Source organism: Sphingomonas sp. HMP6, assembly GCF_013374095.1.
Taxonomy (GTDB): domain Bacteria; phylum Pseudomonadota; class Alphaproteobacteria; order Sphingomonadales; family Sphingomonadaceae; genus Sphingomonas.
On sequence record NZ_AP022672.1, the window covers coordinates 2,142,973 to 2,161,795 of the forward strand.

The following is an 18,823-nucleotide window of genomic DNA, read 5'->3' on the forward strand; positions in this document are numbered from 1 at the left end:
CGGTATCGGCGCTCCCGAAAGGGTCCTCATGGCTGATACGTCGCTCTTGAAGTTCGTCGATCGCGAGCAAGCCTATCCGGCGAAGCGCGAGCCCGAGTTGCGCGCGGAGGATTTTCGCGAGATCGCTGACCGCTATGCGGCACCCGACGCGGAGGACCAGGCCGGTCGCTGCTCGCAATGCGGCGTGCCCTATTGCTCGGTCCATTGCCCGCTGCACAACCACATCCCCGACTGGCTGCGGCTGACCGCCGAAGGCCGTCTGCGCGAGGCGTACGAACTCAGCAATTCAACCTCGACCATGCCCGAGATTTGCGGCCGCATCTGCCCGCAGGACCGGCTGTGCGAAGGCAATTGCGTGATCGAATTCTCCGGCCACGGCGCGGTGACGATCGGCGCGGTCGAGAAATTCATCACCGACACCGCGTGGGAAGAAGGCTGGGTCGAGCCACTTGTCCCCGGCGCGGCGCGGGGCCAGTCGGTCGCGGTGATCGGCGCGGGCCCGGCGGGCCTGAGCGCGGCGGAATATCTGCGCGTCAACGGCTATGACGTGCATGTCTACGATCGCTACGATCGGGCGGGCGGGCTGCTGACCTATGGCATCCCCGGTTTCAAGCTGGAAAAGCCCGTCGTCATGCGCCGCGTCGAGCGGTTGAAGGCGGGCGGGATCGTGTTCCACCACAGCTTCGAAGTCGGGCGCGATGCGAGCATGGACGAGTTGCGCCAGCGCCACGATGCGGTGCTGATCGCGACCGGCGTGTACCGCGCGCGCGCGATCAAGGCGCCGGGCGTCGAGGCCGAAGGCGTGATCGACGCGCTCGACTTCCTGACCGCGTCCAACCGCAAGGGCTTTGGCGACGCCGTCCCCGCGTTCGACGACGGCAGTTTGAATGCCGAGGGCAAGCATGTCGTGGTGATCGGCGGCGGCGATACCGCGATGGATTGCGTCCGCACCGCCGTCCGCCAAGGCGCGGCTTCGGTAAAATGCCTCTACCGCCGCGACCGCGCGAACATGCCGGGATCACAGCGTGAAGTGAACAATGCCGAGGAGGAAGGCGTCGAATTCGTCTGGCTTTCCGCCCCCGAAAGCTTCGTCGGCGGCGAGACGGTGACGGGCGTCAAGGCGAGCGCAATGCGGCTCGGCGCGCCCGATGCGAGCGGCCGCCGCGCGCCCGAGATCGATCCGGCTGGCGGGTTCGACGTGCCCGCCGATCTGGTGATCAAGGCGCTCGGCTTTGATGCCGAGGATCTGCCGACGCTGTTCGGCGCGCGCGAGCTTGGCGTCACGCGCTGGGGCACCGTGCTGGTCGACAATAAGACGCTGATGACGAGCCTCGACGGCGTGTTCGCGGCGGGCGACATTGTACGTGGTGCCTCGCTTGTGGTGTGGGCAATCCGCGACGGGCGTGATGTCGCGGCGACGATGCACAAGTATCTGAAGGCGAAGGCGAAGGCTGGAAGGAAAGCGGCGTGAGTGTCTATCTTCTGCTCGTCGTGCTAGCGTCGCTGAGCGATCCGGGAGCGGTACCTTCCACCGCGATTCCGGCAGCCCGCGCCCTGGCCGATGCGTCACCAGAAGGGCTCGCGAGCGGGATAGAAATCGCAAAGATGCTCAATCCGGAAAAGGAAACGTTAGCGGGCCTAGACACCGTTGTCCGCACAATGCTTCAAAAGATGCTTGCCGCCGACCCAAACATCGCGGCGATGGAAAAGGACCATCCCGGCTTTACCACTGCGGGGTCAGAAGCGATTCGATCGACCACAATGACGATCATGCGAGAGCGGTTGCCGATCCTTTGGTCACGAATGGGCGCGGCATATGCTCGCCGACTTTCAGTGGCAGAATTGCGCCAGACATTAGAGTTTTATCAGAGTGCGGCCGGGCAGCGGCTCGTCCAGGCGACTCTTAAAGGGATCGATCCTTCTGCACTCGTAGATAAGCAGATCGCGGAGCCGGATCGCAAGATCGAGGCGGGCGAGTTAAGCGCGACACTCTCGGCCTCGGCAACAAAGGCTGCCGCCAATGCGACATCGGAAGACCGCACAGCGCTCTCCAATTTCACCTTCACGCCGCTCGGACTGAAGGTTCGTGAACTGAACCCGGAAATGCTGAAGATCGCGGCCGATTGGAGCAATGAGCGCGATACTACGGCCGAGAAACGTATCGCGGACGCAACTGCGGCGGCGATGGCTCCGTTCCTGAACGCTTCCGATGCGCATGCCAAAAAGGCCAAGCGATGACCACCGAAACCGAACGCCTCCGCCTTGCCGAACACGGCATGTACCGTCCAGAATTCGAGGGCGATGCGTGTGGCGTTGGCCTCGTCGCCGCGACCGATGGCACGCCGTCGCGCCGTGTCGTGCAATCCGCGATCGATGCGCTGAAGGCCGTGTGGCACCGTGGCGCGGTCGATGCCGATGGCAAGACCGGCGACGGCGCCGGGCTCCACATCGACCTCCCGCTCAAATTCTTCGACGATGCGATCGCCGCATCGGGCCACAAGCCGCTGCCCAACCGGCTCGCGGTCGGGATGATCTTCCTGCCGCGTACCGATCTTGGCGCGCAGGAAGCGTGCCGGACGATCATCGAGAGCGTGATCATCGACGAGGGCTATACCATCTATGGCTGGCGGCAAGTGCCGGTCGATGTCTCGGTAATCGGGCAGAAGGGCCTCGCCACCCGTCCCGAGATCGAGCAGATCATGATCGCCGGCCCCCTGCCCGACGATGCCAGCGCCGCCGAGTTCGAGAAGAACCTCTATCTTGTCCGCCGCCGGATCGAGAAGCGCGTGATCGCGGCGCAGATCCAGGGCTTCTACATTTGCAGCCTGTCGTGCGTGTCGATCATCTACAAGGGGCTGTTCCTGGCCGAGAGCCTGTCGGTTTTCTATCCCGATCTGCGCGACATGCGGTTTGAAAGCCGCGTGGCGATCTTTCACCAGCGCTATTCGACCAACACCTTCCCGCAATGGTGGCTGGCGCAGCCGTTCCGCTGCCTGGCGCACAATGGCGAGATCAACACGATCCGCGGCAACAAGAACTGGATGCTCAGCCATGAGATCAAGATGGCGAGCCTGTCGTTCGGCGAGCATTCTGAGGACATCAAGCCGGTGATCCCGGCGGGTGCATCCGACACCGCCGCGCTCGACGCGGTGTTCGAGGCGATTTGCCGATCGGGCCGCGATGCGCCGACCGCCAAGCTGATGCTGGTGCCCGAAGCGATGGCACCCAATAGCGACATGCCGGCCGAGCATCTTGCGATGTATCAATATCTGGCGAGCGTGATGGAGCCGTGGGACGGCCCCGCTGCCCTCGCGATGACCGATGGCCGCTGGGCCGTTGCGGGCATGGACCGCAATGCGCTCCGCCCGCTGCGCTACGTCCGCACGATCGACGGGTTGCTGATCGTCGGGTCGGAAAGCGGGATGGTCGTCGTCCCTGAATCGACGATCATCGAGAAGGGCCGCTTAGGGCCGGGCGAGATGATCGCGGTGGACCTCGACGAAGGCGTGTTGCTGCACGACCGCGCGGTGAAGGACCGGATCGCGGGCGAGGCCGATTATACCGCGATGATCGGTGCGTTCACGACGATCGACGATTTGCCGATGCCAGCGGGCGAGACGATCGTCCGCTTCGAGCGCGCCGAACTCACCCGCCGTCAGGTCGCCGCCGGGCAGACGATCGAGGATATGGAGTTGATCCTGTCGCCAATGGTCGAGGGGGCGAAGGAAGCGATCGGATCGATGGGCGACGATACGCCGCTCGCGGTCATTTCCGACAAGCCACGGCTGATCAGCCAGTTCTTCCGGCAGAATTTCAGCCAAGTCACCAACCCGCCGATCGACCCGTTGCGCGAACGCCACGTGATGTCGCTCAAGACGCGCTTCGGCAATCTCGCCAACATCCTCGATACCGAGGATCGGCGCGACGGCGTGCTGGTGCTCGAATCCCCCGTCCTGACCGGGTCCGACTGGGCGCGGCTGAAGGGGCATTTCGGCACGCAGGCGGCGGTGATCGACTGCACCTTCGAAGCCGGTGGCGGGCCGGAAACGCTGCGCGCCGCGATCGCGCGAATCCGCGCCGAAGCGGTGACGGCGGTGCGCGAGGGGCGGACCGAATTGTTCCTGACCGACCGCACGATCGGCCCCGAGCGGATCGGCATTGCCGGTGTGCTGGCGGCAGCGGCCGTGCACACGCACCTCGTTCGGATGGGCTTGCGCTCCTACGCCAGCATCAACGTGCAGACCGCCGAATGCCTCGACACGCATTATTATGCGGTGCTGATCGGCGTCGGCGCGACGACGGTGCACGCCTACCTCGCCGAGGCCTCGATCGCCGATCGGCAGGCGCGGGGGTTGTTCGGCGATCTGACGCTCGACCAGTGCCTTTCGCGGCATCGCACCGCGGTGGAAGAGGGTCTGCTCAAGATCATCTCGAAGATGGGGATCGCGGTGATCTCCTCGTACCGCGGCGGCTATAATTTCGAGGCGGTTGGCCTCTCGCGCGCGCTGGTCAACGATCTGTTCCCGGGGATGCCCGCGAAGATTTCGGGCGAGGGCTATGCCTCGCTCCACCTCAACGCGCAGTTGCGGCACGACAAGGCGTATGACGAGGCCGTCGCGACGCTGCCGATCGGCGGCTTCTATCGCCAGCGGCATACTGGCGAGACGCATGCTTATTCGGCGCAGTTGATGCACTTGTTGCAGAACGCGGTCGCGACCGACAGCTACTCGACCTATCTGCAATTCTCGCGCGGCGTGGAGAGTTTGCCGCCCGTCTATCTGCGCGATTTGCTGCAGTTCAATTTCCCGGCAGAGGGCGTCGCGGTCGATCAGGTCGAGGCGATCACCGAGATCCGCAAGCGCTTCGTGACGCCGGGCATGTCGCTCGGCGCGCTAAGCCCCGAGGCGCATGAGACGCTGGCGATCGCGATGAACCGGATCGGCGCGAAGGCCGTGTCGGGCGAAGGCGGCGAGGACAGCGCGCGCTATCAGCCCTATGCCAATGGCGACAACGCCAATTCGGGGGTGAAGCAAATCGCCAGCGGCCGCTTCGGCGTGACGGCGGAATATCTCAACGCGTGCGACGAGATCGAGATCAAGGTCGCGCAAGGGGCAAAGCCCGGCGAGGGTGGGCAATTGCCCGGCTTCAAGGTGACCGAGTTCATCGCCAAGCTGCGCCATGCAACGCCGGGGGTGACGCTGATCTCCCCGCCGCCGCATCACGATATTTACTCGATCGAGGATCTGGCGCAGCTCATCTATGACCTGAAGCAGATCAACCCGGTCGCGCGGGTGTGCGTGAAGCTGGTGTCCTCCGCGGGCATCGGCACGGTCGCGGCGGGTGTGGCGAAGGCGCATGCCGACGTCATCCTGATCGCCGGGCATGTCGGCGGCACGGGTGCCTCGCCGCAAACCAGCATCAAATATGCCGGGACGCCGTGGGAAATGGGTCTGTCGGAGGTCAACCAGACGCTGACGCTCAATGGCTTGCGCGGGCGGATCAAGCTGCGCACCGATGGCGGGCTCAAGACCGGGCGCGACATCGTTATCGCCGCGATCCTGGGGGCGGAGGAGTTCGGCATCGGCACGCTCAGCCTGGTGGCGATGGGCTGCATCATGGTGCGGCAATGCCATTCGAACACCTGCCCGGTCGGCGTCTGCACGCAGAATGAGGCGCTGCGCGCGAAATTCACCGGCACGCCCGAAAAGGTCATCAATTTGATGACCTTCATCGCCGAGGAAGTGCGCGACATCCTCGCCCGGCTGGGCTTCCGCAGCCTCGACGAAGTGATCGGTCGCACCGAATTGCTGCGTCAGGTCAGCCGCGGGGCGGAGCATCTCGACGATCTCGACCTCAACCCGATCCTCGCCAAGGTCGATGCGCCCGACGATCAGCGCCGCTTCAGCCTGACCGGGCGCCGCAACGAAGTCCCCGACAGCCTCGACGCGCAGATTCTTAAGGATGCCGCCGCAGTGTTCAGCCGGCGCGAGAAGATGCAGCTCACCTATTCGGTGCGCAACACGCACCGTGCGGTCGGCACGCGTTTGTCGAGCGAGATCACCCGGACCTTCGGCATGTCGGCACTGGCCGACGGGCATGTCCATGTCCGGCTGCGTGGCTCCGCGGGGCAGAGCCTCGGCGCATTCCTGTGCAAGGGCGTGACGCTCGAAGTGTTCGGTGATGCCAATGACTATGTCGGCAAGGGCCTCTCCGGCGGCATCATCGCGGTGCGCCCGGTCGTCTCGTCGCCGCTCGCGAGCCAGGACAATACGATCATCGGCAATACCGTGCTCTACGGCGCGACCTCGGGCAGCCTCTATGCGGCTGGCCAGGCGGGCGAGCGCTTCGCGGTGCGCAATTCGGGCGCGACCGTCGTGGTCGAGGGCTGTGGTGCGAACGGCTGTGAGTATATGACCGGCGGCATCGCGGTCGTGCTCGGCACGGTCGGCGCGAATTTCGGGGCGGGCATGACCGGGGGGATGGCGTTCGTCTACGATCCCGAAGGCCGCTTTCCGCGCCGTGCCAACCCCGAGAACATCACCTGGAACCGGCTGTCGTCGCTGCATTGGGAGGCGACCTTGCTAGGCCTGGTTCGCGCGCATCATGCCGCGACCGATTCGAAATGGTCGGGCGCATTGCTCGACGATTGGGGCCGGGTGGTCGAGCATTTCTGGCAAGTCGTGCCGAAGGAAATGCTGACTCGGCTGAGCCATCCGATCGATGACCGGGAGGTGCAGATCGCGGCGGAATGAGCGCGTTGCGATAATCATCGCGAGCGTCTTCCGTCGCGTGGCCGACGCGGCTAACGTCGCGGGATGTGGCAACTTCATCAATTCCCGCTCTGCCCGTTCTCGCGCAAGGTCCGCTTATTGCTCGGTGAAAAGGGCGAGGGTTGCGAACTCGTGCGCGAATATCCGTGGGAGCAGCGCGACGAATTCCTCGACATGAATCCCGCGGGGCAGGTGCCGGTTATGACGGACAAGGCGCGTGGCCTGCGGCTGATGGATTCGATGGCGATCTGCGAATATCTCGAGGAAACGGTCGACAAGAATGCGATGATCAGCGGCACCGCCGTCAACCGCGCCGAGATCCGGCGGCTGGTCGCGTGGTTCGACACGCAATTCTTCGCCGATATCGTGGCCCCGCTGCTGCACGAGCGCATGGAGAAGCGGATCGTCACCAAGGCGCCACCCGATTCGGGCAAGCTGCGCGCGGCGATGAAGGCGGCAGTGCGGCATCTGGAATATACCGATTTCCTGCTCGACCGGCACAATTGGATGGCGGGTGCGACGATGAGCCTGGCCGATCTGGCCGCCGCCGCGCAAATCTCGGTCGCGGATTATCTCGGTGGGATCGACTGGAAGCATCACGAACAGACCGCGAAATGGTATCGCGGGTTCAAGAGCCGCCCGAGCTTCCGCCCGCTCTTGTCCGAGCGGATGGAGGGGATCGCGCCGCCCAAACATTATGACGACGTGGATTTTTAACAGGGAGCGGCAATGCACGCGACGCATGACCCCGCCGCCGAAGCGGCCGCTACGATCGGGTTCGATGATTTCCTGAAGGTCGACATCCGCGTCGGCACGATCATCGAAGCCCTGCCCTTTCCCGAGGCGCGCAAGCCCGCCTACCGGCTGCTGATCGATTTCGGGCCGGTGATCGGCGTAAAGAAATCCTCGGCGCAGATCACCGCGCGCTACACGATCGCGGAACTGCCCGGGCGGCAGGTGGCCGCTGTCGTCAATTTCCCACCCCGCCAGATCGGGAAAGTGATGTCCGAAGTACTGACGCTCGGCTTTCCCGATGCAGAGGGCGAGGTCGTCCTGATCGAGCCGAACCGCGCGGTGCCCAATGGCGGGCGGCTATTCTGAGCGGGCGCGATCGGCCCGGCGCGTCCACCACAGCAGCAATACCAATATCGGCAGCGCGATATCGAGATACAGCGCAAAACCCCAATACGGTTGCCAGCCCCAATAGAGATTGGGCACGGTATTCAACCGGGCGTGCGCGAACAGGCCGGCGAAATTGCGCGTCCACACTGGCGTGACCATTGTTTCCGGCGCGAAGATGTCGGTCGCGGCCACGACCAGATTGAGCAGCATCGATGCGCCGAGCAATGACGCCGCCGCAATTTTCGCTGCTAGCGTGCGGAGCGATGCCCAGACCGGGGCGAGCCCAAGCGCAAGGAACGGGATCGCCGGCACCGAATGGCGCGGGCCGACCGAGGCGCCGCCGTCCCAATACGCATAAGAGGCGTTGACCGCGAGGACGATCAGGATGACCGACAGCGCCAGCACGCCCAGATCCTTGGTCGCGGGGTTGCGGATCATCCGCGCCACGCCGAGCGCACCGAGCACGAGCACCGGCGCCACCCATAGCATCCCGCGCCGGGTTCCGAACAGGATCTCCCACAAGACATAGGGCTTGGGGTATGTGAGACCGAACAATCCCTCATTCATCCCGCCGAAGCCGACCACACCCTGATAGCCGGTCATGAACGGCGTGCCGAAGGCGAATTGATTATAGGCGGCGAGCGGCAGCACCGCGACCACCGCCGTGCCGACCGCGATTAGATAGAGCCGCCGCCGCACCGGCCACGCCGCCTCGCGGCTGCGCCACAGCGCCCATAGCCCGATCGCGATGCCGCCCAAGGCCGAGGGAAATTCGATCGCCACCGCCCAGCCGAGCGCCGCGCCCGCCATCAGCGGATAGCGCCATCGGCCGATTTCGCGCGTCCCCGACGTGCCCCGCCAGATCGCCCAGGTCGCGATCAGCAACAGCGCGGCGACCGGCGCATGGCCGAACAAGGTCGTAGACCAGCCCCACACGATCGAGCCGAGCGAATAGCCCAAGGCCGCGAACAGCCCCGCCGCCGGGCTGCAGGTGATGCCGGTGCCGAGATCGAGCAGCAGCGCCGCCGCGAATGCCGTGAGCAGCGCCGCGCCGAATGCGACGCACAGCGCGAGGCGCAAGCGCAGGAAATCGGCGAGCTTAGGATTGGTGATGTCGATCACCTGATCATAGGAATTGCCGCCGGTGATCCAATTGGTCGCCCACACCACGGGTGCGGCCATCAGCGTCACGCCGGGCGCCTTGTCCATGTAATAATGCGTGCCCGATTTGCGGGTGAATTGCGCTTTGTCGATCGTGAGCGTCTGATAGCGATCGATCGTCGCCTCGCCGCGTTCGACCAGCGACAGCGCGCTGAACAACCGCGTGGCATTGTTGGGGTTGAGCTCGAACGAACCGAACCACACGCACGACAGCCACACCAATGCGAACAGCAGCAAAGCGACGCCGTGCGGCCCGCGAACCTTCCCGTCCTGGTTCTTCATGCAATCAGGCGAACAACCACCGGCCGAGCATGCGCCCGAAAGGCAGAGTGAAGAACCCGGCGATCAACAACGCCCCGGTCACCATCCCGCGCACATGGCGGCGGTGTGCGCCGATCTGGTGGCTGCGCGCGCTCCACCACAGCAGCGGCGTGACGATCACGACATAGGCCGAGATGAAATGGATGAAACTGAAGTGCCCCTGGTTGCTTGAGCGTACGAAGAAAGACTCGGCGGCGGTCAGGAACATCGCCACGACCCACACCCGCCCGAGCAGACGATGCGTCGAATCGCCCCGCCGCCGCAGCAGCATAACCGGGGTGAGCGCCAGCGCGATCATGACGGTGACAAGATGCGCCCACACGACGGGCGGCACTTGGATCCAGTGCGACTGCCCCTTGGCCAGCGCAATCACGATCGTCGCGAATAACAACGCCGCGGCAACCGCCAGACACCGTTCATAGGCATCGGGCGCGAGCGATTTGGCCTTTGCCGGCCGCCCCGCTGCTGCCAATGTCGCCATGCCGCCCCCCTCAGCGCATCAGTTCAAGGAACGATTGCGGCGTCGACCGCGCGCTGCTCGGCTTTGTTTTCCTGCTTCTGCTTTTTGTAGGCGCGGCCCGCCTGCACGAAGCAGCCCGACGCGCCGCCTGCGCCGACGTTCGTGCAGCTCCCGATTCCGTCCTGACCGACCCGATCATTCGCCGCAGACTTGGCGGCCCAGCTTTCGTTTTCGGGCGTAACCTTCAGCTCGCGCAGCTCCTTGGGGATGCGGAATTGCTCACCCGGCGGGCGGCGGACGCACACCACGATTTCATTGCCATCGGCGTCGGTCGGGCATTTCTGGCTACCATAGATCACCAGCGGCGGGGCCGTCACGCCCTGCGCGACCGCAGGGGCAGCCGCCACGCCGCCAAATACAGCGATCAATCCCGCTGCCGCCGAAACGGCCTTTGTCGTCAGGCTTTTCATCATCCCGTCTCCCGTCAAATCCGTTTCGCCGTCGCGATTGCGACCTTGCATCCCAGGCGGATCAAGCCGCTCAACACCGGGTAGCCCGGCGTATTCTCCGCCCCCGCCGCCAGCGCGGTTTCGCGATGTTCGACCTCTTCGGCCTGGAAATCACGAATCGCGTCCGACAGTTCGGGATCGCTATCGCCCAGCGCTTCGAGCTGCTCGGCATAATGTTTGTCGATCTCGGTCTCGACCGCAGCGGTACACGCCATCGCCGCCTCCGGCCCCAGCGCCGCCGTCACCGCGCCGAGCGCGAAACCAGCGACGTTCCAAATCGGCTGCAGCAGCGTTGGCCGCACGCCGCGCCGCGCCATCATCGCATCGAAGAACGCGCGGTGGCGCTCTTCCTGATTGGCCATGCCGGCAATCGACCGCGCGACCGGGCTGCGATCGCCCAGTACGGCAAGCTGCCCCGCGTAAATCCGCGTCGCGCCAAATTCACCCGCTTGATCCACCCGGACCATCGAATCGGTCAGCCGCTTGGCGTCCCCTGGCTTCCATCCACTCATGCGCGGTTCCTTTGCAATATCGCAAAGATGGCGATTGCGCCGCCGATCGAAAAGAGCGCGTTGAACCCGGCGAGCGAAATTCCGAACAGGCGCCACTGCGCAACGTCACAGCGCACGATCGGCGCGTTCATGATGCTCTCCAGCGTGACCGGCCCCGACATGGTCGAGGTGCATGCCGTGAAGCCCTGCCACCAATGATATTCGACACCAGCATGATGCACGCCGATCACACCGCTGAGCAGGATCGCGACTGCCGCCAGCGCCACGAGGACGCCACGCGCGGGACGCCCCGGAACCACGAAGGCAAGTGCCGCCAGCACGATTGCCGCAATATGCGGATAGCGCTGATACCAGCATAGCTCACACGGGTAGAGGTGCCCGACATATTGCGAGATCAACGCCCCGCCGAGCAGCGCCAGCGGCACGCCGAGCGCGAGCCATCGTGCGGTCTCGAATCGATCGCGCGGCAACCTACTTCGCCGCGACCGCTTGCGCCGCGCCCGACAAGCGACCGATCGTCTTCAGCGCATAGCTCAACTGGAAATCATCCACGCCTTTGGCTTTCAGTTCATCGGCCGTCGCGGCAAAGCGCGGATCGGGCTTCGAATCCTCCTCGATCGCGGCGTTATCGGACTTGACCTCGTTGATCAGATGGCGGCGCAGATCGTCCTCGCGGAACACCGGGCGCGACTTGTAATCGGGGTCGGAGATTTGCGGGACGGCGATATCGGGTTCGATCCCGCCTTCCTGCACCGAACGGCCCGATGGCGTGTAGTAACGCGAGGTGGTGAGGCGCAGCGCGGCATTGTCGCCCAGATCGATGACCGTCTGCACCGATCCCTTGCCGAACGACCGCTCACCCATCACCAGCGCGCGGTGGTGGTCCTGCAGCGCGCCCGCGACGATTTCCGATGCCGAAGCGGTTCCGGCGTTGGTCAGCACGATGATCGGCAAGCCGTGCGCAAGATCGCCCTTCACATAGGATTCGGCATAGAATGGCTCGATATCGGCCTTGTCGCGCCCGCGCTGCGAAACGATTTCGCCCGAGGACAGGAAATTGTCGGCAACCGCGATCGATTCATCGCGCAAGCCGCCGCCATTGTCGCGCAGGTCGATGATATACCCGATCGGATCGCGACCAAGCTGCTTCTGGATACCCTTGATTGCTGCCGTCACCGCCTCGCCAGTATGTTCGGAGAAGGCGTTGATGTTGATGACGCCAATGCCGTCCTTGACGCTCCATTTGACCGGCTTCTGCACGATCTTCTCGCGCACCAGCGCCACCTCGATCGGCTTGGGACGGCCGGGGCGCAGCAGCGTGAGCGTGATCCGGGTACCGGGCTCGCCGCGCATTGCGCCGATCGCTTCGTCGAGTGCCTGGCCGAAGATGAGCTTGCCGTTGATGTGCGTGATATAGTCGCCCGATTTGATCCCGGCGCGCCAGCCCGGCGAATCCTCCTGCGGCGCGATCACCTTGACCGCGCCGTCTTCCATCGTGACGGTCAGGCCAAGCCCGCCATAGCTGCCGAGCGTTTGAATGCGCAGATTCTCGTAATCGAGCCCGGTCTCATAGGCGCTGTGCGGATCGAGCGCGGCGAGCATCCCCTCGATCGCGCCCTTGACCAGCACCTTGTCGTCGACCTTGTCGACATATTCGGCCTTCACCCGGTTGAACACGTCAAGGAACACCGACATCTCGCGGTACGTGCCGGTATCGACCGCTGCCATCGCACTCGTCCCGATGGGCACGATCGCGAGCACCGCCGCGATTGCGGATGCCTGGAGCAGCGAAGTGGTGAAGCGCGACATCGTCGGATACTCGTGACAGCGGGGTGGTGTTCGGCGGACTGTAGCGGGGTTTGTGCGCGGATCAAAGCGCGGCGGGCATGAACCGCCGCTGACTTTCAGCCAGTCTCATCCGACCAGCGCGGTCAGGTCGATCGCCCGGTCGCGCCGCCTGAGCTCGACGGTGACGCGCGGGCTCGCCCCGCCGCCAGCCTGCCCGATTGGCGCGCCCTGCCCGACGGTATCGCCGATCCGGGTCGAGACGCTGCCCAGCCCGGAGACGAGCGACGTCCAGCCCCCGCCATGATCGATGATGACGATGCTCCCATAGGCGCGGAACGGGCCGGCGAAGGCGATCCGTCCGGCGGCGGGTGCGACGACCTCGGCGCCGGCAAGTGGCGCGATCGTGACCCCGCGCGAGCGGACACCGGCATCGGACACTTCACCGAGACCGGTGACGATCTTGCCCTGCACCGGCAGCCGGTAGGGCGGCGTGGCGCGCGACCAGGCGACCCGGTCGATCGGCGCGGCGACCTCGCCCGGGCGCAGCGGACGCGGGAGCGGTGCGGGAAGCGATTCGAGCGCCTCGCGCGTCGTCGCCTGATTGCCGATCGTCCCCATCAGATCGACGATGTCGCGCGCCTTTTCCCCCAGCGCGATCGCGCGATCGGATTCGAACAAGGCGTCACGCCCGAGCGCGCGGGAGCGCAGCCGATGCGCCGCCTCCAGCCGCGTGAGCGCGAGCCGCTGCGCCACGAGCCGTGTGCGGCTTTCGGCGAGCGCCGTGGTCGCGACACCAGCTTGCCGCTGCAATGCACGCGTCCGCGCGAGATCGGCGCGGACGTCGGCGGTGCGCGCACGGATCACCGGCATGGTATTGGCAAGGACCGCGCGGACGTGCACCAGATCATCGACCGATCCGGGCTGCACCACGCTGATAATCGCCGGGCGCCGCGCGAGCGATTGCAGCGCCGCCATCAACCGCACGACCGGGGCCTGCTTCGCAGCAAGCCGCCCGCGCTGTTCGCCAAGCAAGCGATCGATGATCGCGAGGCGCGCTTGTCCCGCGGCGATGTCGGCCTCGGCCTGCTGGATGCGGGCGGCGACGGCGGCTTCCTGCGCGCGCGCTTGCTGTGCCTGATCGCGCTCGCTGACGGCTTGTTGTTCGAGTTTGGCGGAGCGTGCCGCCGCGGCCGCAGATTGCGCCTTCGCCTCGGCCAGGCGTGCGCGCTGATCGTCGGGTGCCTGGGCAAGCGCTACGCTCGCGCACGCCGCCCCCACCGTTATTGCCAACAGCAGAAGCCGCCCCCGCATGGCTTACCCTTCGCGGTGATAGGGGTGGTTGGCAAGGATGCTGGTCGCGCGCCACAATTGTTCGGCGAGCATCGCGCGCGCCAGCAAATGCGGCCAGGTCGCCCGCCCGAAACTCAGCAGCAGATCGGCGGTCGCGCGTTGCGCATCGTCGAACCCGTCGGCCGCGCCAATCAAAAAACGCGCCTCGCGCACGCCCGCATCGCGCCATTTCTCGAGCGTTGCGGCGAAATCGCGCGAGGGCAGGACTTGGCCTGTCTCATCGAGCATGACGATGCGGCAGCCGGGTTCGACCGCAGGCATCTTGCCGCCAGTATCGGGCAATTCGGTCAGTTTGTACGGCCAGGCGAGCCGCTTGACGTAGCGCTCGACCAGCTCCGCCTCCGGCCCGCGCCCGATCCGCCCGCGCGCGACGATGTGGAGCAGCAAGGCCGGCTCTTAATCGTCGCTCAGCACCGGCACCGCCGGCGGGGTCGGCGCATCGCCGAACGCCCACATCCGCTCCAGATTGTAGAAGCTGCGCACTTCCGGCCGGAACAGATGGACGATCACGTCGCCCGCGTCGAGCAGGACCCAATCCGCTGTGGGCAAGCCTTCGATCCGCGTCTGGCGGCCGAGTTCGGCCTTGATCTTCTCGGCGAGCTTCTGCGCCATCGACGCGACTTGCCGGGTCGAGCGACCGCTGGCGATCACCATATAATCGGCGATGCTCGATTTGCCGGCGAGCGGGATCGAGATCGTGTCGACCGCCTGATCGTCATCGAGCGAGGTGAGAATCAACCGATGCAGCGCTTCGACCTCATCGGGGTCGGTCGCGCGATACGCAGGAGAGGATGAGGCCAAGATGTTTACCTAGTTGATATCTGGGGGAAAGGATGAAGACGAAGCAGCTGGCAGGAAATGCCGCTGCCAGGCGGGATCGGCAGCACGAAGCTGTGTCGCGGAGCGCGGGTCGGGGCGGAAGCGCAACAGCACAAGTGCCGGCAATCTCCACTGCGTCCAGTTCTTCGCCTGGTATGCGGGCCGAACTGCGCGCCGCAACCAACCCATCGCGGGAGCCGCGAGAGCCGCCCGTTCATAGCCTGGACGCGCGATAACCGCAATCGGAACCTCACGCGCGATCCGCCGCCACCCTTTCCACTGGTCGAACTGCGCCAAATTGTCCGATCCCATCAGCCAGATGAACTGCTTTTTAGGGTAGAGCCGCCGCAATTTGGTGACGGTGTCGACCGTGTAGCGCGTGCCGAGCTTATGCTCGATCGCGCTCACCCGGATCGGCGCATGCCGCGCGACACGCACCGCCGACGCGAAGCGCGCGGCGAACGGGGCCATGTCGCCGCTCTTCTCCTTTAGCGGATTGCCGGGCGAGACCAGCCACCACACTTCATCGAGCCCGAGCGCATCGAGCGCCGCCAGACTGATCGCACGGTGCCCGCCATGCGCCGGGTTGAACGACCCGCCCAGGATGCCGATGCGGGTCAAGGGGCGTCCCAATCTTGGCGGCCGTGGTGAACACGCAGAATTTGAATACTGTCGTCAAGTACGCGGTAGATCAGCAGATAGGGGGTCGCGCCCACCAGCCATTTGCGGGCATCGCTGCGCCGCAACGCCGGGCCGGCGCGAGGCATGGTGGCGAGGAACGCCGATGCCGCCTCGATCAGATCGGCGACGCGTTCCGCCGAGGCTGTGTCATAGGCCGACCAATAATCGTCGATGTCACGGAGATCGGCGATCGCAGGATCGGTCCATTCGACCGCGCTCACCGGGCTGGTCATCCGGCGACGCGTTGCGCCCTACGCGTCCGCAGATCGGCAAACACCCGGTCCTGCGGCGTCAATTCCCCACGATCGGCCGAGTCAATTCCGGCTTGTACGAAAGCCATGAAATCCGCTTCGCTTTCAGCGACACGGCGGATGGCTTCGGCCGCGAACCAAGAGCGGCTACGCCCCTGTGCGCTGGCAATACGGTCGACCAACGCCAGCGTTTCAACATCGAGGCGTGCGGTGATAACGGCGCTCTTGCTCATGCATCGAATGTATACATCCGATGCACCCCGTCAACCCCGCACCTGCCCGGTCCCGTACCCCACCCATTTGTAGGTCGTCAGCCCTTCCAGCGCGACCGGGCCGCGGGCGTGGAGGCGGCCTGTCGCGATGCCGATTTCGGCGCCCAGCCCGAACTCGCCACCGTCGGCGAATTGCGTCGAGGCGTTCCACAGCACGATCGCGCTATCGACTTCCGCCAAAAAACGCGTGGCCACAGCTTCATCCGCCGCGACGATCGCATCGGTGTGGTGCGATCCGTGGCGCGCGATGTGCGCGATCGCGCCATCGACGCCGTCGACCAGCGCCACGCTCGCAATCGCGTCGAGATATTCCGTGTCCCAATCCGCATCGACCGCGGCGGGCAGCGTATCCGACAGACCAGGCCCGACGCGAACCTCGCATCCCGCCGCGACCAGTTGGTCGACCAACGCCGCCGCACCGGCGAAGGCGCGGTCGATCAGCAGCGTTTCCATCGAACCGCACACGCCGGTGCGGCGCAATTTGGCATCGATGACGATCGCCGCCGCCATCGCGGGATCGGCCGATCCATCGACATAGACATGGTTGATCCCGTCGAGATGTGCGAGCACCGGTACGCGCGCCTCGGCCTGGACGCGCGCCACGAGGCCCTTGCCGCCGCGCGGCACGATCAGGTCGATCGCCCCTGCCCCGTTCGATCCGTCGGCCGTCAACATCGCGCCAACCGCCGCGCGGTCGGTCGTCGGAACGAGCTGCGCCGCATCGATCGGCACCCCGCAGGCGGCCAGGCCAGACACCATCGCCATATGGATCGCACGGTTGCTCTCAATCGCTTCGGACCCGCCCCGCAGGATCACGGCATTGCCCGCCATCACCGCGAGTGCGGCGGCATCGGCGGTGACGTTGGGACGGCTTTCGTAAATGATGCCGATCACCCCGATCGGTACGCGGATGCGGCGCAGGATGAGGCCGTTGGGGCGGGTCGTCTCATCGATCATCCCGCCGACCGGATCGGCCAGCCCCGCCACCGCCGCGACCCCATCAGCCATTGCGGAGACACGCCCGGGATCGAGCTGCAAACGATCGAGCATCGCGCCCGACAGGCCTGCCGCTGCTGCCTTGCCCATGTCGATCGCATTGGCGGCCAGGATCGCCGGTTCGGCAGCGCGCAACGCTTCGGCTGCCGCGTATAGCGCGCGTGCCTTGGCATCGGTGGGCAGCGTTGCGAGCACGCGTGCCGCTGTGCGGGCGCGCGTGGTCACATCGGCGATCAGGGCGGCGGCGTCGGTCATTGCGGGCGCGGTATCACGAGCGTGTGCATTGCAGCAAAAACTATCGCTTCTGCTGCGGCAGATGCTATGCATCCGGTCATGTCGGGGGAAATGGCAGCAGTCGGCGATATCGCCACGGGGGCCTTGATCGGTCGTGCAATCGAGCCGCGAGCCGGGGAGGCCGCGCCCGCGCACGGCCATCACGACCACGGCCTGTGCCTGAATTGCGGGACCACGCTGCACGGCGAGTTTTGCCATGCCTGCGGCCAGAACGGGCATGTCCACCGCACGCTGGCCTCGATTGGGCACGATCTGCTGCACGGCGTCTTCCATTTCGAGGGCAAGATCTGGCGCACCTTGCCGATGCTGATGCTGCAGCCCGGCCGCTTGACCCGGCGCTACATTGCAGGAGAGCGGGCGCGTTTCGTGTCGCCGCTCGCTTTGTTCCTGTTCTCGGTCTTCCTCATGTTCGCGACGATCCACACGTTCAGCGGCGAGGTCGAAGGAATCGGGCTAACGCCGAAGCAGCAATTGCTGGCGGTCAAGAATATCGACGAGCAAATCGCGACCGCAAAGGTCGAACTCGCGGCGGCCGAAGCCGAGCAGAAACGCCAGGCCCGCAGCGACACGGCGCGGACGGTGGAGGCGCGCAGTCAGGTGCGGATGCTCGACAAGGCGCGCGGCCTCGTCGCACCGGCCAAGGGGAACGCCCAATTCTACACCAAATGGCCGTTGCTCGACAAAGGCATCGACAAGATAAACGCTAATCCCGGCCTGATGCTGTATAAACTGCAATCGAGTGCGTATAAATACAGCTGGGCGCTGATTCCGATATCAATCCCGCTGGTCGCTTTGCTCTTCCTGTGGCGACGGCAATATAAATTATACGATCACGCGATTTTCGTGACCTACTCCCTGTCGTTCATGATGTTTCTGGTCGTGGTGTTGAGCCTGGCCGAGACGGCGGGGGCGCCAGCGTGGCTGTTCGGCACGTTGTTACTGCTGGTGCCCCCGGTCCACATGTTCGCCCAATTGCGGGGCGCCTATGCGCTGCGCAAACGGTCGGCATTGTGGCGCACCATTGCGCTCCTGAGCCTTGCCTGGGTCGCCCTGATTATGTTCGCACTGCTGCTGATTGTTTTGGGATTGATGGGGTAGCCCTCATCTGCACGGGTAACGCCGGTCCATCATCGCGTAGAACGCGCTCTGGACGCTGACCTTGCGCTTGGCCGGCGCGAGCGCTTCGAATTCGGTCATCACGACCGTGGAATCAATCTTCGCCTGGCCGACCGGCGGCGGGCAAGCGCGGGGCCGCTTGCCGGCAAGGCGATCCGCCTCGATCTGCGCGCGGTAGGCGGCTCCGGCATCCTTCACTTCGGCACGCAGCAGCGACAGATCAGACGAAGCCAGCGCGAACGGCCCCTTGGCCTGCAACGCCTTGGCCTTGGCCAGGAAGGTCTCGACGGTCATCGCCTGCGCCACGACCGGCAGCAGCACGCCCGTGAGCACCAAAATCCGCAACCCGATCCGCATCATCGCCTCCCCGAAAAAGCCCGTGCGCTTTGTCACCTATGCGC

At 65.3% G+C, this 18,823-nt stretch carries 20 protein-coding genes; 6 read left to right on the forward strand and 14 right to left on the reverse strand.

What is annotated here, in order from left to right; all coding sequences use genetic code 11:
• Positions 1–28: 28 nt before the first annotated feature.
• From HMP06_RS10460 to HMP06_RS10480, 5 genes are all read left to right on the forward strand, one after another.
• Entirely contained in the window at positions 29–1,471 is a 1,443-nt protein-coding gene (locus HMP06_RS10460) for an NAD(P)-dependent oxidoreductase (protein ID WP_176497033.1), read from the forward strand.
• A complete protein-coding gene (locus HMP06_RS10465; RefSeq protein WP_176497034.1) occupies positions 1,468–2,238 on the forward strand; it encodes a DUF2059 domain-containing protein in 771 nt (256 codons plus the stop codon). The genes HMP06_RS10460 and HMP06_RS10465 overlap by 4 nt, the downstream gene beginning before the upstream one ends.
• On the forward strand, positions 2,235–6,752 hold the full coding sequence (gltB, locus tag HMP06_RS10470; protein WP_176497035.1) for a glutamate synthase large subunit: 4,518 nt from the start codon (positions 2,235–2,237) through the stop codon (positions 6,750–6,752). Before HMP06_RS10465 ends, gltB begins: the two co-directional genes overlap by 4 nt.
• Before the next feature lie 63 nt (positions 6,753–6,815).
• A complete protein-coding gene (locus HMP06_RS10475) occupies positions 6,816–7,487 on the forward strand; it encodes a glutathione S-transferase family protein (RefSeq protein WP_176497036.1) in 672 nt (223 codons plus the stop codon).
• 12 nt (positions 7,488–7,499) lie between these two features.
• Positions 7,500–7,871, forward strand: coding sequence for a tRNA-binding protein (locus HMP06_RS10480; protein WP_176497037.1), 372 nt, complete (start codon positions 7,500–7,502; stop codon positions 7,869–7,871).
• Here HMP06_RS10480 and HMP06_RS10485 read toward each other — a convergent pair.
• The 13 genes from HMP06_RS10485 to HMP06_RS10545 form a co-directional block, all read right to left on the reverse strand.
• The gene (locus tag HMP06_RS10485; protein ID WP_176497038.1) at positions 7,863–9,335 is read right to left on the reverse strand and encodes a hypothetical protein; all 1,473 of its coding nucleotides are present in this window, start codon (positions 9,333–9,335) and stop codon (positions 7,863–7,865) included. The two genes, HMP06_RS10480 and HMP06_RS10485, sit on opposite strands and share 9 nt — an antisense overlap.
• A 4-nt stretch (positions 9,336–9,339) precedes the next feature.
• The gene (locus HMP06_RS10490) at positions 9,340–9,855 is read right to left on the reverse strand and encodes a DUF2306 domain-containing protein (RefSeq protein WP_176497039.1); all 516 of its coding nucleotides are present in this window, start codon (positions 9,853–9,855) and stop codon (positions 9,340–9,342) included.
• 23 nt (positions 9,856–9,878) lie between these two features.
• A complete protein-coding gene (locus tag HMP06_RS10495) occupies positions 9,879–10,307 on the reverse strand; it encodes a hypothetical protein (protein ID WP_176497040.1) in 429 nt (142 codons plus the stop codon).
• 11 nt (positions 10,308–10,318) lie between these two features.
• Positions 10,319–10,855, reverse strand: a complete 537-nt coding sequence (locus tag HMP06_RS10500) for a demethoxyubiquinone hydroxylase family protein (RefSeq protein ID WP_176497041.1) — start codon at positions 10,853–10,855, stop codon at positions 10,319–10,321.
• Complete coding sequence (locus HMP06_RS10505) at positions 10,852–11,325, reverse strand: disulfide bond formation protein B (RefSeq protein WP_176497042.1); 474 nt, start codon at positions 11,323–11,325, stop codon at positions 10,852–10,854. Before HMP06_RS10505 ends, HMP06_RS10500 begins: the two co-directional genes overlap by 4 nt.
• 1 nt (position 11,326) lies before the next feature.
• Positions 11,327–12,664, reverse strand: a complete 1,338-nt coding sequence (locus HMP06_RS10510; protein ID WP_176497043.1) for a S41 family peptidase — start codon at positions 12,662–12,664, stop codon at positions 11,327–11,329.
• Positions 12,665–12,769: 105 nt separating this feature from the next.
• Positions 12,770–13,954 carry a murein hydrolase activator EnvC family protein gene (locus HMP06_RS10515; protein ID WP_176497044.1) on the reverse strand — a complete coding sequence of 395 codons (1,185 nt, stop codon included), beginning with the start codon at positions 13,952–13,954 and terminating at the stop codon, positions 12,770–12,772.
• Between the two features lie 3 nt (positions 13,955–13,957).
• Positions 13,958–14,380 carry a 23S rRNA (pseudouridine(1915)-N(3))-methyltransferase RlmH gene (locus tag HMP06_RS10520; protein WP_176497045.1) on the reverse strand — a complete coding sequence of 141 codons (423 nt, stop codon included), beginning with the start codon at positions 14,378–14,380 and terminating at the stop codon, positions 13,958–13,960.
• Positions 14,381–14,389: 9 nt separating this feature from the next.
• Positions 14,390–14,794, reverse strand: a complete 405-nt coding sequence (gene rsfS / locus HMP06_RS10525) for a ribosome silencing factor (protein ID WP_176497046.1) — start codon at positions 14,792–14,794, stop codon at positions 14,390–14,392.
• 9 nt (positions 14,795–14,803) lie between these two features.
• The gene (locus HMP06_RS10530) at positions 14,804–15,433 is read right to left on the reverse strand and encodes a nicotinate-nucleotide adenylyltransferase (protein ID WP_176497047.1); all 630 of its coding nucleotides are present in this window, start codon (positions 15,431–15,433) and stop codon (positions 14,804–14,806) included.
• Positions 15,430–15,726, reverse strand: a complete 297-nt coding sequence (locus HMP06_RS10535; RefSeq protein WP_176497048.1) for a type II toxin-antitoxin system RelE/ParE family toxin — start codon at positions 15,724–15,726, stop codon at positions 15,430–15,432. Before HMP06_RS10535 ends, HMP06_RS10530 begins: the two co-directional genes overlap by 4 nt.
• A complete protein-coding gene (locus HMP06_RS10540) occupies positions 15,723–15,977 on the reverse strand; it encodes a CopG family ribbon-helix-helix protein (protein WP_176497049.1) in 255 nt (84 codons plus the stop codon). Before HMP06_RS10540 ends, HMP06_RS10535 begins: the two co-directional genes overlap by 4 nt.
• A gap of 30 nt (positions 15,978–16,007) precedes the next feature.
• Positions 16,008–17,267, reverse strand: a complete 1,260-nt coding sequence (locus HMP06_RS10545; RefSeq protein WP_176497050.1) for a glutamate-5-semialdehyde dehydrogenase — start codon at positions 17,265–17,267, stop codon at positions 16,008–16,010.
• A gap of 78 nt (positions 17,268–17,345) precedes the next feature.
• Between HMP06_RS10545 and HMP06_RS10550 the strand changes: the two genes are divergently transcribed.
• Positions 17,346–18,404 (forward strand): DUF3667 domain-containing protein, encoded by a 1,059-nt coding sequence (locus HMP06_RS10550; RefSeq protein WP_176498479.1) that lies wholly within the window; start codon positions 17,346–17,348, stop codon positions 18,402–18,404.
• A gap of 3 nt (positions 18,405–18,407) precedes the next feature.
• Here the strand turns inward: HMP06_RS10550 and HMP06_RS10555 are convergent, their stop codons facing one another.
• Positions 18,408–18,815 (reverse strand): hypothetical protein, encoded by a 408-nt coding sequence (locus tag HMP06_RS10555; protein ID WP_232089599.1) that lies wholly within the window; start codon positions 18,813–18,815, stop codon positions 18,408–18,410.
• Positions 18,816–18,823 lie beyond the last annotated feature (8 nt).